Raw genomic sequence first — 16,714 nt, 5'->3', positions numbered from 1 at the left:
TCAATAAAAAGAATGATTAGCGATCCCTGTCCTATTCTGCTTTTGGTTAAAGCTCCAAAGTCCATTGTACGGGCGAGAGTCAGAGTATTGCCCAATAACTGTAGGGTCAATATCTAACTACCTAAACTGGGGGCTTAAAATCATCATTATTAATGACACAGATGATATAAACAGATCATTGTTTTTTTTCTCAGCGATCTCTTACGCTGAGTCAGGTTGGGTTATACTGGGTTAATATGCTGCCAGGGGATAAGTTGTGAGTATTGCGATAAGTGACGATGTGCTGACAGATAGTTCAGTTTTGTTGGCCAGACAGCCGGTATTTAATAAGAGTCAGGATGTACAGGCTTACAGTCTGCTGTATCGCTCTGATAATGGCTGCTTGCCGACGGAGTTCTCCGATGAGCAGGCGACTGCTTCAGTGATTCTGAATAATTATGCGGTAGCATCCTGCGATGGTAAAACCAAACATCTGCCGCTTTTTGTTAAACTGACCCAAAGCATGTTGCTTTCAGACATGTTGCCTAATCTGCCGCGTGAAAGTGTTATTTTTGAACTGCTGCGGGAAGATGGTATCTCTAAAGAGCTATTGTCGGTGCTGCGGCAGCGTAAAGAGGAAGGCTATCGGTTTGCCTTAACCCACTATACGGGTGATAAAGCGCAAACCCCGCTGTTGGATCTTATGCATGTGGTTAAGATCGATATCCAGCGTCACGACGATGCCGAACTTAAACAACTGGTCACTTTCTGTAAGCCATATCGGGTGCATCTGCTGGCAGATAAAGTTGAAAGTCAGGATGATTTCAGGCGCGCGATAGGATTTGGTTTTAATCTGTTTCAGGGATATTTTCTCTGCCGTCCGGTATCCATAAAAGGTAAGAGCTTCGGCAGCGCGAAGGTGTTGATTCTGGAGCTGCTGGCAGAACTGAACAACCCGGCCGCGACCGCCGAGTCAGTTGAGCAGATCGTTATCAATGATCCGGCGATGACTTATAAAATTCTGCGTCTGGTTAACTCCGCCGCTTTCAGCACGCCGAAACAGATCGCATCAATATCCCATGCGATATCTCTGATCGGTATGGATCAGGTGAAGAAATGGGCAACCCTGTTTTTGCTCAGTGGGCAGTCGGGTAAACCGGTAGAGCTGACCCGGGTGATGCTGATTCGCGGGCGGATGTGTGAATTGCTGGCCGAGATGCTTGGCTATCCACTGCCGATCAACTTCTTCATGGTGGGGCTGCTGTCTCAGCTTGATGCGATGATGGACACTGAGATGCAGGTGTTGCTGGATCAGATCCCGCTTGACGATACGATTAAAAATGCAATTCTTACCCGGGTTAATCAGATGGGCGAAATTCTCACTGAAGTACAGCACTATGAGCGCGGAGAATGGTCAGAAATGCGTAATCTGTTAGACAAACCGTTTTATGAAGTGGCCTATCGCCATAGCTTAAGCTGGGCGGATCAGGTGCTGGCATCGTTGCAGGAATAATATCCTCACTCTCTAAGACACGCAGGGCACAGGCTCTGCGTTTTTATTTCTGTCAGAACTTTCTTAATCGTTGTTTAATGTTTTCTTCACCGGCTGAACAGGAGTAATTGTGAACTGGCTGCCTGACCTGATCGGTGTTGATACAGCGCTGCTGCTCATCATCACCAGTACACTTACCTCGATGTTAACCGCCGCGATGGGTATTGGTGGTGGAGTATTGCTGTTGGCGGTGATGGCGACTACCGTGCCACCCGTAGCGCTCATCCCCGTGCATGGACTGGTCCAGCTGGGATCTAATGGTAACCGGGCGTTACTCACCCGGGAATATATCGACTGGTCGCTACTGCGCTTGTTCCTCGCAGGAGCGGTGATCGGCGCAGTGATCGCCTATTTTGTGGTGGTGCAACTGCCGGTTGAGGTGATTCAGCTGAGTGTGGCCGGATTTATTCTGTTTCTGGTCTGGGGACCAAAACTGGGGAAAAAAGAGATGCCGCCGGCAGGTCTGATTCTGGCAGGTGCCGGCACTACCCTGGTGACGATGTTTGTGGGTGCGACCGGGCCATTGGTAGCGGCCTTTGTACATCGACTGGGTTATGAAAAATACCGCACCGTCGCCACCTTTGCGGCCTGTATGACCGTCCAGCATCTGCTGAAAATGGTGGTGTTTGGCTTGATAGGGTTTGCGTTCACCGACTGGCTGGCGCTGATTGTGCTGATGGTTGCCGGAGGGTTTGTTGGCACCTGGATCGGTCTGCATATTCTGAAAAAAGTCCCGGCTGAACGATTTCAGCTGATCTTCCGTTTGCTGGTAACGGCGCTGGCGCTACGGCTTATCTGGCAGGTGTTTAGCGGCTAATCAGATTAAATTTAAAGCATAAAAAAGCAGCCGAAATGGCTGCTTTTTTGTGGAAGCTGATCTGCCCGGAGAATTAATCTTCCAGTTTGGACAGATCCCGAACGGCACCTTTGTCGGCAGAGGTTGCCAGCAGCGCGTAGGCTTTCAGCGCAGCGGATACTTTACGTGGACGCTGCTCAACAGGTTTCCAGCCAATGGCGTCCTGTTCAGTACGGCGCTGAGCCAGCTCTTCATCGGACAGCAGTACATCGATAGTGCGGTTAGGAATGTCGATGCGGATACGGTCACCGTTGCGTACCAGACCGATGGCACCGCCAGCGCCTGCTTCCGGAGAAACGTGGCCGATAGAGAGGCCGGATGTGCCGCCAGAGAAACGGCCATCGGTGAGCAGTGCACACTCTTTACCCAAACCTTTTGATTTGATGTACGAGGTTGGGTAGAGCATCTCCTGCATACCGGGGCCGCCTTTAGGGCCTTCGTAACGGACGATAACGACGTCACCGGCTTTGACTTTATCATCGAGGATATTGGCAACCGCTTCATCCTGAGATTCAGTGATATGGGCCGGGCCTTCGAATACCAGAATGGAGTCATCGACACCGGCGGTTTTTACCACACAGCCATCCAGCGCAATATTACCGCGCAGCACGGCCAGTCCGCCTTCCAGCGAGAAGGCGTGTTCCAGCGAACGGATACAGCCGTTGGCACGGTCACCATCCAGGGTGGGCCAGCGGGTTGCCTGACTAAAGGCGACCTGGGTCGGAATGCCGGCAGGACCTGCTTTGAAGAACTCCATCACCTCGGGTGATGGGTTACGCATAATATCCCACTTGTCCAGCGCGTCTTTCATCGTCGGTGCGTGCACTGTGGGGGTATCGGTGTGCAGTTTGCCTGCCCGGTCCAGTTCGCCCAGAATAGCCATGATGCCGCCGGCCCGATGCACATCTTCGATATGGTATTTCGGTGTGTTGGGCGCCACTTTACACAGCTGAGGCACCGTACGTGACAGGCGGTCAATATCGGTCATGGTGAAGTCGATTTCGGCTTCCTGAGCGATGGCCAGCAGATGCAGGATGGTATTGGTTGAACCGCCCATGGCGATATCCAGCGTCATCGCATTCTCGAAGGCTTTGAAGCCCATGGAACGTGGCAACAGGGATTCATCATCCTGTTCATAGTAACGCTTAGCCATCTCGACAATGCTGCGGCCAGCCTGCAGGAATAGCTCTTTGCGGTCTGCGTGCGTCGCCAGTACTGTGCCGTTGCCTGGCAGGGCCAGTCCCAGCGCTTCCGCCAGGCAGTTCATGGAGTTCGCGGTGAACATGCCGGAACAGGAACCGCAGGTAGGGCATGCGGAGCGCTCGACAGCATCAACCATCTCGTCGGAGGCATTCGGATCAACGGCCATGACCATCGCATCAACCAGATCGAGCTTGTGCTCAGATAGCTTGGTTTTACCGGCCTCCATCGGGCCGCCGGAAACGAAGATCACCGGGATATTGAGGCGCATAGCCGCCATCAGCATCCCCGGGGTGATCTTGTCACAGTTGGAGATACACACCAGCGCGTCGGCACAGTGGGCATTCACCATATATTCGACAGAGTCCGCGATAATGTCTCGTGATGGCAGGGAGTAGAGCATGCCATCGTGGCCCATGGCGATACCGTCATCGATGGCAATGGTATTGAACTCTTTGGCTACGCCGCCGGCTTTTTCAATCTCACGGGCGACCAGTTGACCCATATCTTTCAGGTGAACGTGACCGGGGACAAACTGGGTGAAGGAGTTGGCGATAGCGATGATCGGCTTTTGAAAATCGTCATCCTTCATCCCCGTGGCGCGCCAAAGTGCGCGGGCACCGGCCATATTTCGACCTGCGGTGGAGGTCTTGGAGCGATATTGTGGCATGCACAGATCCTCTGCGGCTGTAGTGGATTTTTATATAAGACCGCGGATTATAGCAAAAGTCTAAGCGGGAATACCTAACAATCCTGCGAATAAGCATATCTGTTTGGCCTATGGTTATTCACTCAGCGCTCTATGGGGACTAAGGCAGACTATTGTTTCGCGTTATAAAATCGTATTCTAGCGGATTAAGATCTGTGGAGGTGGTAATGGTATTAGATAAAAAACAGATACGTTCTGATCGCTGGCTGAAAATGATGATGCGTACCGGTGTGCCGGTGGCTATCGTTAGTATTCTCTGTCTCTGGCTGGGGCAGTTGCTGGCATCCCCGGCGTTGGGCAGTGTCTTTCTAGTGACGATGCCGATCGCGCTGTTGGTCGGCTTTAGTTACAACATTCGTTACATTATGCTGGCGGTACGTGCCCGGCGGCAGGCGGCAGATAAGTCGGCAGGCGATGAATGATATAGGTCTGTTGACTGAACAATTTCCACTGCTGCAACAGCTGGATGAAACCGGCCTCGGGATCCTCAGTCGGTCACATAAAGTTGAGCTGCCTGCGGGTCAGGTGGTGTTTCACCAGGGAGACGCCTGCACTCATTATATTATTGTGGTTGCCGGTGTCGTAAAGGTGCTGGGGCGCAATGCCAATGGCCGTGAACTGGTGCTATACCGGATTGAAAACCAGGGCTCCTGTGTGCTGACCACTTCCTGTCTGCTGGGCGCCGAGGACTATCCGGCGGAAGGGATCACCGAAACCGAGGTTACTGCGTTTCTGATTCCACTGGCAGAGTTTCAACGCGGGATTACAGAGTCCGAGGGGCTGCGGCGGTTTATATTTGATTCCTATGGCGAACGCCTGGCAAAGCTGATCGGGCTGGTGCAGGAGATCGCTTTTGAACGCATTGAGAAACGCCTGGCCCGCTATCTGATCGAACATGTCGGTCCGGGCTTTATCTTACTGGCATCTCATCAGGAGATCGCGGATGAGCTGGGTACCGCGCGGGAAGTGGTCAGCCGCCAGTTGAAAGTGTTTGAGCAGCAAGAGTGGGTTGCCCTGAGTCGCAATCAGGTGTTGTTCCTCAATAAAGAGGCGCTGAAACGCATCTCCACCGAGAATTAATTTATCTGTTGTGTGACTTTGTCACAGACTTAATGTATTTCCGGGCTCATACTTAGTTCAACGCTAAAGAATTCTGAGGATGGGAAAATGGAAAAGAATATTGGATCTGTTGATAAGGCTGTGCGCGTTTTAGTTGGTCTGCTGCTGGTTGCACTGGTGTTTGTCGGCCCGCAGACTGTGTGGGGATGGATCGGTGTACCGGTGATTGCCATCGCGCTGTTTGGCTGGTGCCCGCTGTACCGGGTGCTGGGTGTGAGTACCTGTAAAAAATGCGCGGCTAAGTGATCGCCTTGCTGATGCACTGAAAGCACAGACTGTTGATTAAGAACCGGCCCCTGAGGCCGGTTTTTTCGTTTCTATAGCCGCGCAATACTCTGATGTTAACGGTTTAGTGTAAAGATAGGTAAAGCAAACGCGGACAATTTCCAGTTCAGGATTGGTTCAGTCCTGTGGCACGACAATAGGCTACATACTCTAAAGAATAGAGACGGGAGAGTAGTCATGAAAAAGATAATTGCAGGCAGCCTGATAGCACTGGGGCTAGTTTCCGGAATGGCCCAGGCGGACTCACGCTTTAAAGAGAATAAACATCATCGGGAATACGCCCGGGTAACACATGTAGAGCCCATTGTGATCCAGACTGAGCGCCGCGTTCCTCGTCGGGAGTGTTGGGAAGAGGATGTTCGTTATGAAACTCCGCGTCACCAGCGAAAGTCTTACACCGGGCCTATACTTGGCGGTATTATCGGCGGAGCCATCGGTAACGAACTGGGTGCAGGCCAGGATAATAAAAAGGTGGGCGCAGTGGTAGGCGCGGTTTTAGGTGCCTCTATTGGCAATGATATCAGCCGTAACAGTGCCCATCGTGGGAACAACGTTGAGTATCGCACCGAAACCCGCTGTAATGTACAGCATGATATTGAGTATTATGAACGGGTAACCGGCTATAAAGTGACTTACCGTTATAATGGTCAAACCTATCAGACCCGTATGGACCGTGATCCGGGTGACCGGATTCAGGTACGTGTGAGTGTCAGCCCGGTTTCCTGAGTTAGTTGTAAATAATTGGTGATAATAATGTTCAGAGCTTTCTCATATTTACTTCCTGCGCTGCTCGTGGTGGTTATGACTGCTACCACGGCGGAGGCAGGAGCGGGTAAGCTCAAACCTGAATTCAGAATTGATCCCATGAGTTATGCGGCTAATGCGGTGTCGCTGCAGCAGGCTGCGGCCACCGCTAAGCAAAATCATGGAGGTAAGGTGGTAAAGGCGGAAACCCAGAACCGCGGAGGTCGTTTAGTCCACCATATCCGACTGGTCAATAATGGTCGGGTAAAAACAGTACTGATCGATGCTGAGACGGGTCAGGAGCTATCCCCTTAATATCCCCTTAAGGTGGCGTCCGCGATCCACAGGAATGGAGTTAGAGAATGAAACTGCTGGTAATTGAAGATGATATGGATCTGCGCCGTCAGCTGGTGACGGCACTGAATGATAGCGGCTACGCCGTTGAGGAAGCGGAAGATGGGGAAGAAGGGCTCTATCTTGGTAATGAGTTTCCTTACGACCTGGCGGTGGTTGATATCGGTTTGCCGAAACTGTCCGGTGTTGAAGTTATCCGTGGCTGGCGCAAAAATGATATCAACTTCCCGGTGATTATCCTCACCGCCCGGGGCGACTGGCAGGATAAAGTCGAGGGGTTAGAAGCCGGTGCCGATGACTATCTGGTTAAGCCCTTTCACATCGAAGAGCTGATGGCCCGGTTGAATGCCCTGCTGCGCAGAGCTGCGGGGCATGCCAAACCGATGCTCGAATTTGGGCCGCTGAAGCTGGATAGCAGTGGCCGGAATGTTTATCTTAATGAGACTTCCGTGAAACTCACCAGCTATGAATATCGCACCCTCGAATATCTGATGTTGAATGCCGGTAAGGTGATCTCCAAGAGTGAGCTGACCGAACATCTCTACCATCAGGACTTTGACCGCGATAGTAACGTCTTAGAGGTGTTTATCCGCCGTCTGCGACAGAAGCTTGATCCGGATCAGTCACTGCAACCCATCGCTACGGTGCGTGGTCTTGGTTACCGCTTTGAACTGCCTGCAGGGGCTGTCAACAACGCATGATGCCCCGTGCTCTTCGCGCGCGTCTGCTGCTCGCTTCGTTACTGTTGTTACCGGTCTTTTTTGGTCTGACCGGCTTTGCGCTGCAGCAGGCGTTTCACCATAGCCTGGAGGCGGCAGAAGAGGAACGCCTGAAGCTGCAGGTGTATCTGATCCTCGGGGCGGCTGAGCTTAAAGGGGATCGGATTATGATCCCTGACACCCTGCAGGAACCCCGCTATGCCCAGGTTGAGTCCGGTCTGTATGGTTTTCTCCATGACAGGAGAGATATGCTGGTGTGGTATTCAGAATCGGCCAAGCTGCTGACCGATGCGCTGGTCGATCAGCTGCAGGTAGAAGGTCTCAATACCGGCGACTCTCGATTTTATCACTTGCCCGAGCACAATGTATTTGTTTACCAGTTCGCGCTGTTGTGGGAAATTGCCGGGCGGGAGCATAACTATGTGTTTACTGTCCTGGAGTCTGATAATCAGGTCAAAACCGAACAGAAAGCCTTTAATGCACAGTTGTGGGGCTGGCTGGGGGCCGCTATTTTCCTTTTTCTGCTGGTGGAAACCGCGCTGATTCGCTGGGGCTTGAAACCGTTAACTCATCTGGCCGGCGACCTGAAGCGCATTGAACTGGGGCAGAGCGATATACTGACCGGCGAATATCCCACCGAGGTTCAGGCGGTCACCGATAACCTCAACCTGTTGATTACCAACGAGCGCCTGCAGCGGGAGCGTTATCGCAACACCCTGGGTGACTTGGCACATAGTCTTAAAACCCCACTGGCGGTGATCCGTGGTGCGCGGCAGGAACGACTCAGTTTTGCTGAATACCAGACCCTGGTCACCGATCAGGCCGCGCGTATGGATCAGATCGTGCAGTACCAGTTGTCTCGTGCGGTCAAAAGTCAGGGGCGAACCCTGGCGAAGAAAACCCCGGTCGCGCCGATCATTGAGCGTATGGTGGCTGCACTGAATAAGGTTTATCGCGATAAGAATATTGAGGTGACGCTTTCGCTGGATGGCGAATATCAGCTGCCGGCAGATGAACGGGACCTGATGGAGCTGTTGGGGAATATTCTCGAAAATGCCTTTAAGTATGGCAACACTCAGGTGGCCGTCTGTTTCAGTAATGGCGGGGGGATGTTACAGATCGATATCTCGGACGATGGCGATGGCATCTCACCGGAACTGCGGCAAACCATTCTTAAACGCGGTGAACGGGCAGATACTTCATCGCCGGGTCAGGGGATCGGTCTGTCGGTTGCGGTCGATATTCTCAGTAGTTACGACGGCGAACTGGAGATCGGCGAAGCGGCGCTGGGGGGAGCGCTGTTCTCTATCCGGATGCCGCTGAATTAACGACGTCGGTTTAGAGTAGGGCAGTAAAAGCCGCTGTACTTATGTGCATAAGTAGTACTTAGGGTACTAGTCCAGCAGCTTGGCAAACGCCTTGGAGTTACGCTGATAGTTATACATCTCGCGCTTTTTGTTTGGCAGACTACTGATCTCTGTTGGCTCGAATCCCCGCTCGATAAACCAGTGGGCGGTGCGAGTGGTCAAAACGAATAGCCGGTTAAGTTGCTGCTCCCGTGCGGCATCCTCAATGGCATCCAGCAGTTTTTCGCCCCGCTCACCGCCACGGTATTCCGGCGAGATAGCCACACAGGCTAACTCTCCTACCTGCTCTTCCTGAAAGGGATAGAGAGCCGCACAACCAACAATAGCGCCATCAAGGGCCACCACGGTAAATTGATTGATCTCAGCTTCCAGGAGTTCGCGGGAGCGGCGCACCAGAATTCCGGCTTCCTCCATCGGTCGGATAAGCTCGAGAATGCCGCCAACATCTTCAATCGTAGCGGGCCTTACCTGTTCGTAGGAATGCTCAATCACCATGGTGCCGATACCATTACGGCTAAACAGCTCAGACAGCAGCGCGCCGTCTTCCCGATAGCTGATCAGGTGACTGCGGGCGACACCATGCCTGGATGCTTTTACCGCGGCCTGTAGGTGGCGACACAGCTCAGAGGGAACCTGGTCAGGAGCCCCATGCTTTGCCATATACTGATTCACCAACCGTTCAGCGGTATCGGCCAGCAGTTCGGAGCGCAGTGCTTCGGTGCTGTCGCGAACACCACCATCCTCACCAAACATGATCAGTTTATCGGCATCAAGGCTGATCGCGACCTGTGTGGCGACATCCTCGACGGCGAGATTGAACACCTCTCCGGTGGGTGAATACCCTAGGTGTGACAACAGTACGATATTATTGATGCTCAGTTGCTGCCGAATCGCTTCCCGGTCGACTCTGCGAACCTCACCGGTATGACAAAGATCTACGCCGTTATAGACACCAACGGGCCGTGCGGTGACAAAGTTACCACTACAGACACGGATTTTGGCGCCATGCATCGGTGAGTTGGCTAGCCCCATGGAGAGCTTTGCCTCAATTTCGATCCGCAGGCTGGCTGCTGACTCGATGACGCAACGCAGGGTGTCGGCGTCAGTTACCCGCAGGTGGTGGTGAACCCGGTCTTCGATATTCTGCTCTTCGAGTTTGGCTTCGATCTGTGGGCGTGAGCCGTGCACCAGCACCAGCTTTACCCCAAGACTGTTGAGCAGGGCGATATCGTGAATGATGTTGGCAAAATTCGCGTCGGCAAGCGCCTCCCCTCCCAGCATCAGGACGAAGGTTTTCCCCCGGTGTGCGTTGATATAGGGAGAGCTGTGACGAAACCAGTTTACATATTGGCTGCTATCAGTATTCACGATTAAAAACAGTACCTTGCAATCAGTTGTTCCAATACCGCTACTGTAGGCTTTATCTGATCAAAAGCCAAATACTCATCGGGCTGGTGGGCCTGATCAATGGAGCCCGGCCCCATGACAATGGTATCCATCCCCAGACCCTGAAGAAACGGCGCTTCGGTGCCAAAGGCGACCACTTCTGCCTGATAGCCGGTGAGTTTTTCCGCCATGCTCACCAGTTCAGAGTGCTTGTCGTTGTGAAATGCTGGCAGGCCGGGAAACAGTGATTCCGTTATAATCTCAACGCCAAACATTGATTCCAGAGGTTGTAAGCGCTTGCTAACGGCTTCCCGCAGGTTTTCTGCTGACATCCCAGGCAGTGGCCGCAGATCGTATTCCAACTCACAGGAGCCACAAATGCGGTTGGGGTTATCGCCACCGTGGATGCAGCCGAGATTCAGGGTAGGCACTGACACCGCGAAATCACTGTTCTGATAATCTCGCTGCAACTCTTTGCGAAAATTGATCAGTTCGCCCAGTACCGAGTGCATGGCATCCAGTGCACTGGCTCCCAGACTAGGGTCAGAGGAGTGACCTGCACGGCCTTTAATTCTCACTTGCTCCATCATGACCCCTTTATGCATATAGATGGGGCGCAGACTGGTTGGCTCTCCTATTACCGCATAGCGCGCTTTCGGGCGGCCCGCGTCAGCGAGTGCCCGGGCGCCGCTCATCGAGCTTTCCTCATCGGCGGTCGCGAGAATAATCAGGGGTTGTTTCAGGGTTTTATCCGCAAACTTCCGTGCGGCCTCAATAGCGATAGGAAAGAAGCCTTTCATATCGCAGGTGCCCAGACCATAGAAACGACCATTCTTTTCTGTCAGTTTAAACGGATCACTGTTCCACAGCTCTGCGTTAAATGGCACGGTATCGGTATGACCCGATAAAACCAGCCCTCCGGGGCCGCTGCCCAGTGTGGCGATCAGATTGGCTTTTTCCGGGTGTCCCGGTATCGCCATCACCTCAGTGTTAAAGCCTAAAGCGGATAACCATGTTTCAAGCTTCTCGATCACGCCCAGATTACTCTGGTCCCAATGGGCTGCTGTACAGCTTACCGAGGGGGTCGCAATCAGTTCTGTGAGCATGGTCAGCAGGTCAGGAGTGGAGGGCTGCATAGAAGTGTCCGCTTATTATTTAGTTATCCTCACATTGTGCCGCTTTCGACAGAAATAAAAAAGGCGGCCAGTGCATGGCCGCCTTTTTCCTGGCTATCTGCTTTAACCAAAAATTCCTTTCAGGGTGAAGAAGATGATGATCGACAGCAGGGCTCCGGCGGGCAGAGTGACCAGCCAGGAAACAAAGATCGTACCGACCACCTGCAGGTTGAGTGCAGACAGTCCCCGTGCCATACCCACACCCAGAACCGCACCTACCAGTGTATGAGTGGTGGAGATGGGCAGGCCAGTGCCTGACGCAAATACCACGGTTGAGGCAGCTGCCAGCGTGGCTGCGAAGCCCCGGCTGGGGGTCAGCTCGGTAATGTTGTTACCGACGGTGGCAATAACTTTATGACCATACATCACCAGACCGGCAACAATGCCGCTGCCGCCCAGCAACAGAATCCACACCGGCATCGCTGATTTTTGTGCTACCTCGCCGCCAGAGGCGACAACACCCACCACTGCGGCCAGTGGGCCAACGGCGTTGGCAACATCGTTTGACCCATGAGCGAATGCCATCGCGCAGGCGGTGAACATCATCAGCACACCAAACACTTTTTCGACGCTGGCAAAGTGGTAGTCGACATTATCTTCTGCGCGCGCGTGTATCTTGCGCAGCATCAGCATGCCTAAAATCATGGTGACAAGGGCTACGCCGACGGAGATTATTGCGCTGCTGCCAAATCCAGGATTCAGACCCACATGTTTGAGGCCTTTAGTAAAGGTCACCATGGAGATCATGAAGCCGACCACGAAAATATACATCGGCACATATTTCTTGGCATTTTTGAACGGGTGTTTGGTATCGAGAATCAGTACCTGCACACTGCGATAGAGGAAGAAAGACATTATCCCGGCAGTCACCGGTGAGACCACCCAGCTGGCAACGATTTTGCCCACTTTATCCCAATGAACAGCATCGACGGAGACGCCCACAGCGGCAAAGCCGACAATTGCACCCACGATAGAGTGCGTGGTTGATACCGGCCAGCCCATCATGGTGGCTATCAGCAGCCAGATACCGGCGGCGAGCAATGCCGAGAGCATCCCGTACACCAATAGTTCCGGCGTACCGGAGAGCATCGCAGGGTCAATAATTCCTTTACGGATAGTCGCGGTGACTGCTCCACCGGCAAGATAGGCGCCAGCAAATTCGAATATGATGGCGATCAGAATCGCCTGTTTAAGCGTTAATGCCTTGGAACCCACAGAGGTTCCCATCGCATTGGCGACATCGTTTGCGCCCACTCCCCAGGCCATAAAAAATCCAAACACACATGCCATGATGACCAGGATAGAGCCATAGTCTGCAATGATGCTCATGATAACTACCTAATTTTTAAGATTCAGAGAAAGTTTGTTCGCAAGATTTACTTAGCCAGCAGCAACTGCAGGCGACTGCCCACCTGTTGCGCTTTATCAGCGAGGTCGCCGATCCAGCTAATAATCTGATAGAGGAACATGGCGTCGATAGGGTGTAGCTCTTTCTCGACATCGAACAGAGATGAGCGCACTTCGCGTTCCATCTCATCGGCATCGTGTTCGAAATCATCGAGATCGTGCAGCATATTTTCGACGACATTGACTTCATGGCCACGAAAGCCCGCCGTGATCAGTTCATCAAGCTCATTCAGCGCCATCAGCGCCTGGCCGGATGTTTTAAGCGAAGCTCGGATGTATTCGCTAATAGAGGATTGAATCGATTCAGGAATTAACATCTTACGGCCAAGCATCAGTCCGGCAATATCCTTTGCCCGGTTAGCGATCTTGTCTTGCATGCGCAGCAATTCAAGAAGATCAGTACGAGGGACAGGCAGAAACAGACTGTTAGGGAGATTCATGCGAATCTCTTTTTTCATCGTGTCTGCTTCTCCTTCAAGCACAGCAATACTGTGTTGAATCTCTGCAGCTTTGTCCCAGTCTTCCGCCATGACAGCATCAAAAAAGGGTATTAACTGAATAGCGCAGGAGTGAGCCTTAGCAATATGTTCTTGCATTGGCTGAAATGGAGATCGTGCAAACATCTGCATAATCGGGTTATTTGTAACCATAAAATCACCGGTATTCGTGCAAATTTGGCGCGAGTATACGTTGGCTGCTGATCTATTTGTAGTCAAAATGAAACATTAGTGTAATCAAAGTGACATCGTCCCCATCAGTATAGTCTAGTAAGTCATGATTTACAGAGATGTAACACGCTGATTTTTCGGTTTTTATCTCCTCTTAATATTTAAATGTTAAATTTTTATGACGGTCTGGTTGCGGATAAACCGGTCGTACGTAAAAGTGCTTTTTGTTAAGCTGAAAGACTAAATCGGTCATCCACAGGTACCCTGCTATATGCTCAGCCAAAGAATAAAAAATTTGCCGCCTCTGGTTCAGTCCTGTGTAACGTTAAATTTAGAAAAGTCGGCAGAGTCACTTAGCAACCTATCCGCTTCGGTTGAAGGTTTTGACGCGGACCTTATTCGTGTTCTGGCAGGCAGCGATTATGTTGCCGAGCAGTTCAGTCGAAAACCTCAACTGCTTGAGGAACTGATAGTCAGTGATGATCTTTATCGTGCCTATGCTGTGAATGAGTACCGCCAGCGATTGGCGCAAAGCCTCGCACTGGTGGAGACTGAAGCGTTACTGCATAGCGTACTGCGTAAATTCCGCCAGCGAGAGATGGTGCGGATTATCTGGCGTGATCTGACCCGCAGCGCGGATATGCGTGGCACCACGGCAGACCTGTCGGCCCTTGCCGACGCCTGTATCGGGCAGGCGCTTGAGTGGCTCTATAAAGACTGTTGCAGCAATTGGGGCACACCACACTCTCAGGCCACTGAGAACTCTCCGGCGCAGCCTCAACAACTGGTGGTGTTAGGGATGGGCAAGCTTGGCGCGAATGAGCTGAACCTGTCATCGGATATCGATCTAATCTTTGCCTATCCGGAAAAAGGGATGACTGAAGGTGGTCGTCGGGTGCTGGCCAATCAGGACTTTTTCAGCCGTCTGGGACAGAAGCTGATTCAGGCGCTGGATAGCATTACCGCCGATGGCTTTGTCTTCCGTACTGATATGCGCCTGCGCCCCTACGGGGCCAGTGGTCCTCTGGTGTGCAGTTTCCCGGCGATGGAGGATTACTATCAGAGTCAGGGCCGGGACTGGGAACGTTATGCCATGATCAAAGCGCGGGTGGTGGGTGGCGATCAGCTTGCGGGTGCTGAACTGCTGGAGATGTTGCGGCCTTTTGTCTATCGAAAATATATCGACTTCAGTGCGTTTGACTCGCTGCGTTCGATGAAGGATATGATCAATAAAGAGGTGCGGCGTAAAGGCTTGCAGGGCAATGTGAAACTGGGCTCCGGCGGTATCCGTGAGGTGGAGTTTATCGCTCAGGCGTTTCAATTAATTCGTGGTGGCCGTGACCCCCGTCTGCAGCAGAGGGAGTTGCTGAATATTTTACCGCTGCTACCGGAAACGGTGGGGATGCCTGAGCAGGCTGCCACTGAGCTTAAACAAGCCTATACCTTTCTGCGTAATGCTGAGCATGTGATTCAGGCGGTTGCCGACCGGCAAACCCAGGAGCTGCCCATCGATGCGGTGGGACAGGCGCGGATGGCTTACAGCATGGACTTTGAAAACTGGGATAGTTTTATGGCTGAGCTGGATCGCCAGCGTGACCGGGTCAGCGAACATTTTGCCGATGTCATTGCACCGGCAGGTGAAGCCCCGGTCAGCACAGATCAGAGCAGTGAATGGCTGCAACTATGGGCCAGTGATGTTGACGATGCAGAGGGCGAAGCGTTTTTTGCCCGGCATGGCCTGGATAATCCACCGCAGGCCTGGAAGGCGTTCAGTCATCTGAAGTCCAATCGCTCTGTTCAGGTAATGCAGGCGGTTGGGCATGAACGCTTGCAGCTGGTACTGCCGAAACTGATGGCCGAGGTCGCAACCGTCGATAACTCCGCGGAAACACTGGAGCGGGTGTTGTTACTGATTCAGGCGGTTATCCGGCGCTCCTCCTATCTGGTATTGCTGGCGGAAAACCCCGGGGCGATGAAGCAACTGGTGAGGTTATGTTCAGCCAGTGCCTGGTTCAGTGAAACCCTGGCAAAACAACCGGTGTTGCTGGACGAGCTGATCGACCAGCGAACTCTGTATTCGCCGCCCTCTAAAGAGGCGTTGCAGTCGGACCTGCGACAGCTGTTGCTGCGGATTCCTGAGGAAGATGAAGAGCAGCTGATGGACACGCTGCGCTATTTTAAGAGTGCCCATGTACTGATCGTAGCCGCGTCTGATATTACCGGCGCCCTGCCACTGATGAAGGTGAGTGACTATCTTACCTGGCTGGCCGAGGTGATTCTGGAGGTTGTGCTGGAGATCGCCTGGCGGCAACTGTCGGAAAAACATGGCGTGCCACTGAAAGCCGCCGGTGTACCTTGTGATCCGGATTTTATTGTTGTCGGCTACGGTAAGATGGGCGGCATTGAGCTTTCCTATGGCTCCGATCTGGATCTGGTCTTTGTCCATGATGCCGATGCCAGTTTATATACCGAGGGTAAAAAGCCGATTGCTAACTCGGTGTTCTTTACCCGCCTGGGTCAGAAAATAATCCACATTCTCAATACCTTTACCACCGGGGGGCACCTCTACGAGGTGGATATGCGCTTAAGGCCCTCAGGTAATTCCGGTTTGCTGGTCAGCTCTCTCAAAGCCTTTTCTGAATATCAGGAGAAAGAGGCCTGGACCTGGGAACATCAGGCGCTGGTGCGGGCGCGGGTTATTGCGGGTTCCGAGTCTCTGAAGCATAAGTTTGAACAGGTGCGGGCCGCTATTCTGACCCAACCCCGGGAGCCGCAGGCGCTGGCTGCTGAGGTGGTTAACATGCGGGAAAAAATGCGCGACCACCTGGGAACGTCAGCAAAAGAGGCGGATGAATTGTTTGATTTGAAGCAGGATCGTGGCGGTATAGTCGATATCGAGTTTATCGTGCAATACAGCGCGCTGGCGCATGCGCACCAATATCCCGAACTGATTGAATACACTGACAATATCCGCATTCTGGATGCGATGGAGCAAACCGGGGTGATCCCGGCGGCAGATGCTGAGATCCTCAGAGAGGTGTATAAAAACTACCGCTCAGTGGGGCATCGGCAGGTGTTACAGAACCGTTCCAGTGTGGTCAGTCCGAATGAGTTAGAGGCGTGCCGTGAGGCGATCATTCAGATCTGGAAAACTCAGCTGAATAGTTGACCGCTGTATATTAAGCAAAAAAAAG

Annotated in this window: 15 protein-coding genes; 10 read left to right on the top strand and 5 right to left on the bottom strand. The window is 52.6% G+C overall.

Translation table 11 applies throughout. From position 1 onward, the window contains the following. Positions 1 to 256: 256 nt before the first annotated feature. Entirely contained in the window at positions 257 to 1,492 is a 1,236-nt protein-coding gene (locus Q0499_RS06045) for an HDOD domain-containing protein (RefSeq protein ID WP_299197255.1), read from the top strand. Positions 1,493 to 1,601: 109 nt separating this feature from the next. Beyond that, on the top strand, positions 1,602 to 2,348 hold the full coding sequence (locus Q0499_RS06040; protein ID WP_299197253.1) for a sulfite exporter TauE/SafE family protein: 747 nt from the start codon (positions 1,602 to 1,604) through the stop codon (positions 2,346 to 2,348). 73 nt (positions 2,349 to 2,421) lie between these two features. On the opposite strand, the gene ilvD is transcribed toward Q0499_RS06040, so the two are convergent. Then, positions 2,422 to 4,257: a dihydroxy-acid dehydratase gene (ilvD, locus tag Q0499_RS06035; RefSeq protein ID WP_299197252.1), complete on the bottom strand. Its 1,836-nt coding sequence runs from the start codon at positions 4,255 to 4,257 to the stop codon at positions 2,422 to 2,424. A 206-nt stretch (positions 4,258 to 4,463) separates the two neighbouring features. Here ilvD and Q0499_RS06030 point away from each other — a divergent pair, with 206 nt between their 5' ends. The 7 genes from Q0499_RS06030 (at position 4,464) to Q0499_RS06000 (ending at position 8,845) form a co-directional block, all read left to right on the top strand. Further along, positions 4,464 to 4,718, top strand: coding sequence for a hypothetical protein (locus Q0499_RS06030; RefSeq protein WP_299197250.1), 255 nt, complete (start codon positions 4,464 to 4,466; stop codon positions 4,716 to 4,718). Then, on the top strand, positions 4,711 to 5,376 hold the full coding sequence (locus Q0499_RS06025) for a Crp/Fnr family transcriptional regulator (protein WP_299197248.1): 666 nt from the start codon (positions 4,711 to 4,713) through the stop codon (positions 5,374 to 5,376). Before Q0499_RS06030 ends, Q0499_RS06025 begins: the two co-directional genes overlap by 8 nt. An 87-nt stretch (positions 5,377 to 5,463) precedes the next feature. Then, a complete protein-coding gene (locus Q0499_RS06020; RefSeq protein ID WP_299197246.1) occupies positions 5,464 to 5,661 on the top strand; it encodes a DUF2892 domain-containing protein in 198 nt (65 codons plus the stop codon). Positions 5,662 to 5,877: 216 nt separating this feature from the next. After that, the gene (locus Q0499_RS06015; protein WP_299197244.1) at positions 5,878 to 6,426 is read left to right on the top strand and encodes a glycine zipper 2TM domain-containing protein; all 549 of its coding nucleotides are present in this window, start codon (positions 5,878 to 5,880) and stop codon (positions 6,424 to 6,426) included. 75 nt (positions 6,427 to 6,501) lie between these two features. Next, positions 6,502 to 6,759, top strand: coding sequence for a PepSY domain-containing protein (locus Q0499_RS06010; protein WP_299197242.1), 258 nt, complete (start codon positions 6,502 to 6,504; stop codon positions 6,757 to 6,759). A 47-nt stretch (positions 6,760 to 6,806) separates the two neighbouring features. Next, complete coding sequence (locus tag Q0499_RS06005) at positions 6,807 to 7,499, top strand: response regulator transcription factor (RefSeq protein WP_299197240.1); 693 nt, start codon at positions 6,807 to 6,809, stop codon at positions 7,497 to 7,499. Beyond that, positions 7,496 to 8,845, top strand: a complete 1,350-nt coding sequence (locus Q0499_RS06000) for an ATP-binding protein (protein WP_299197238.1) — start codon at positions 7,496 to 7,498, stop codon at positions 8,843 to 8,845. The genes Q0499_RS06005 and Q0499_RS06000 overlap by 4 nt, the downstream gene beginning before the upstream one ends. A gap of 66 nt (positions 8,846 to 8,911) precedes the next feature. Here Q0499_RS06000 and argA read toward each other — a convergent pair whose 3' ends face one another. The 4 genes from argA to Q0499_RS05980 form a co-directional block, all read right to left on the bottom strand. Next, a complete protein-coding gene (gene argA, locus Q0499_RS05995) occupies positions 8,912 to 10,255 on the bottom strand; it encodes an amino-acid N-acetyltransferase (RefSeq protein ID WP_299197529.1) in 1,344 nt (447 codons plus the stop codon). Further along, positions 10,255 to 11,406 (bottom strand): acetylornithine deacetylase, encoded by a 1,152-nt coding sequence (argE, locus tag Q0499_RS05990; protein ID WP_299197236.1) that lies wholly within the window; start codon positions 11,404 to 11,406, stop codon positions 10,255 to 10,257. Before argE ends, argA begins: the two co-directional genes overlap by 1 nt. A 102-nt stretch (positions 11,407 to 11,508) precedes the next feature. Continuing rightward, on the bottom strand, positions 11,509 to 12,774 hold the full coding sequence (locus Q0499_RS05985; RefSeq protein ID WP_299197234.1) for an inorganic phosphate transporter: 1,266 nt from the start codon (positions 12,772 to 12,774) through the stop codon (positions 11,509 to 11,511). Between the two features lie 47 nt (positions 12,775 to 12,821). Further along, entirely contained in the window at positions 12,822 to 13,502 is a 681-nt protein-coding gene (locus tag Q0499_RS05980) for a TIGR00153 family protein (protein ID WP_299197232.1), read from the bottom strand. A gap of 313 nt (positions 13,503 to 13,815) precedes the next feature. Between Q0499_RS05980 and glnE the strand changes: the two genes are divergently transcribed. Next, entirely contained in the window at positions 13,816 to 16,689 is a 2,874-nt protein-coding gene (gene glnE / locus Q0499_RS05975) for a bifunctional [glutamate--ammonia ligase]-adenylyl-L-tyrosine phosphorylase/[glutamate--ammonia-ligase] adenylyltransferase (protein WP_299197230.1), read from the top strand. The last annotated feature ends 25 nt before the right edge of the window (positions 16,690 to 16,714 follow it).

Origin of the sequence: uncultured Amphritea sp., assembly GCF_937127095.1 — a bacterium.
Taxonomy (GTDB): Bacteria; Pseudomonadota; Gammaproteobacteria; order Pseudomonadales; family Balneatricaceae; genus Amphritea.
The sequence above is the reverse complement of the archived record's forward strand: the minus strand, read 5'-3'. Positions and strand labels throughout refer to the sequence as shown.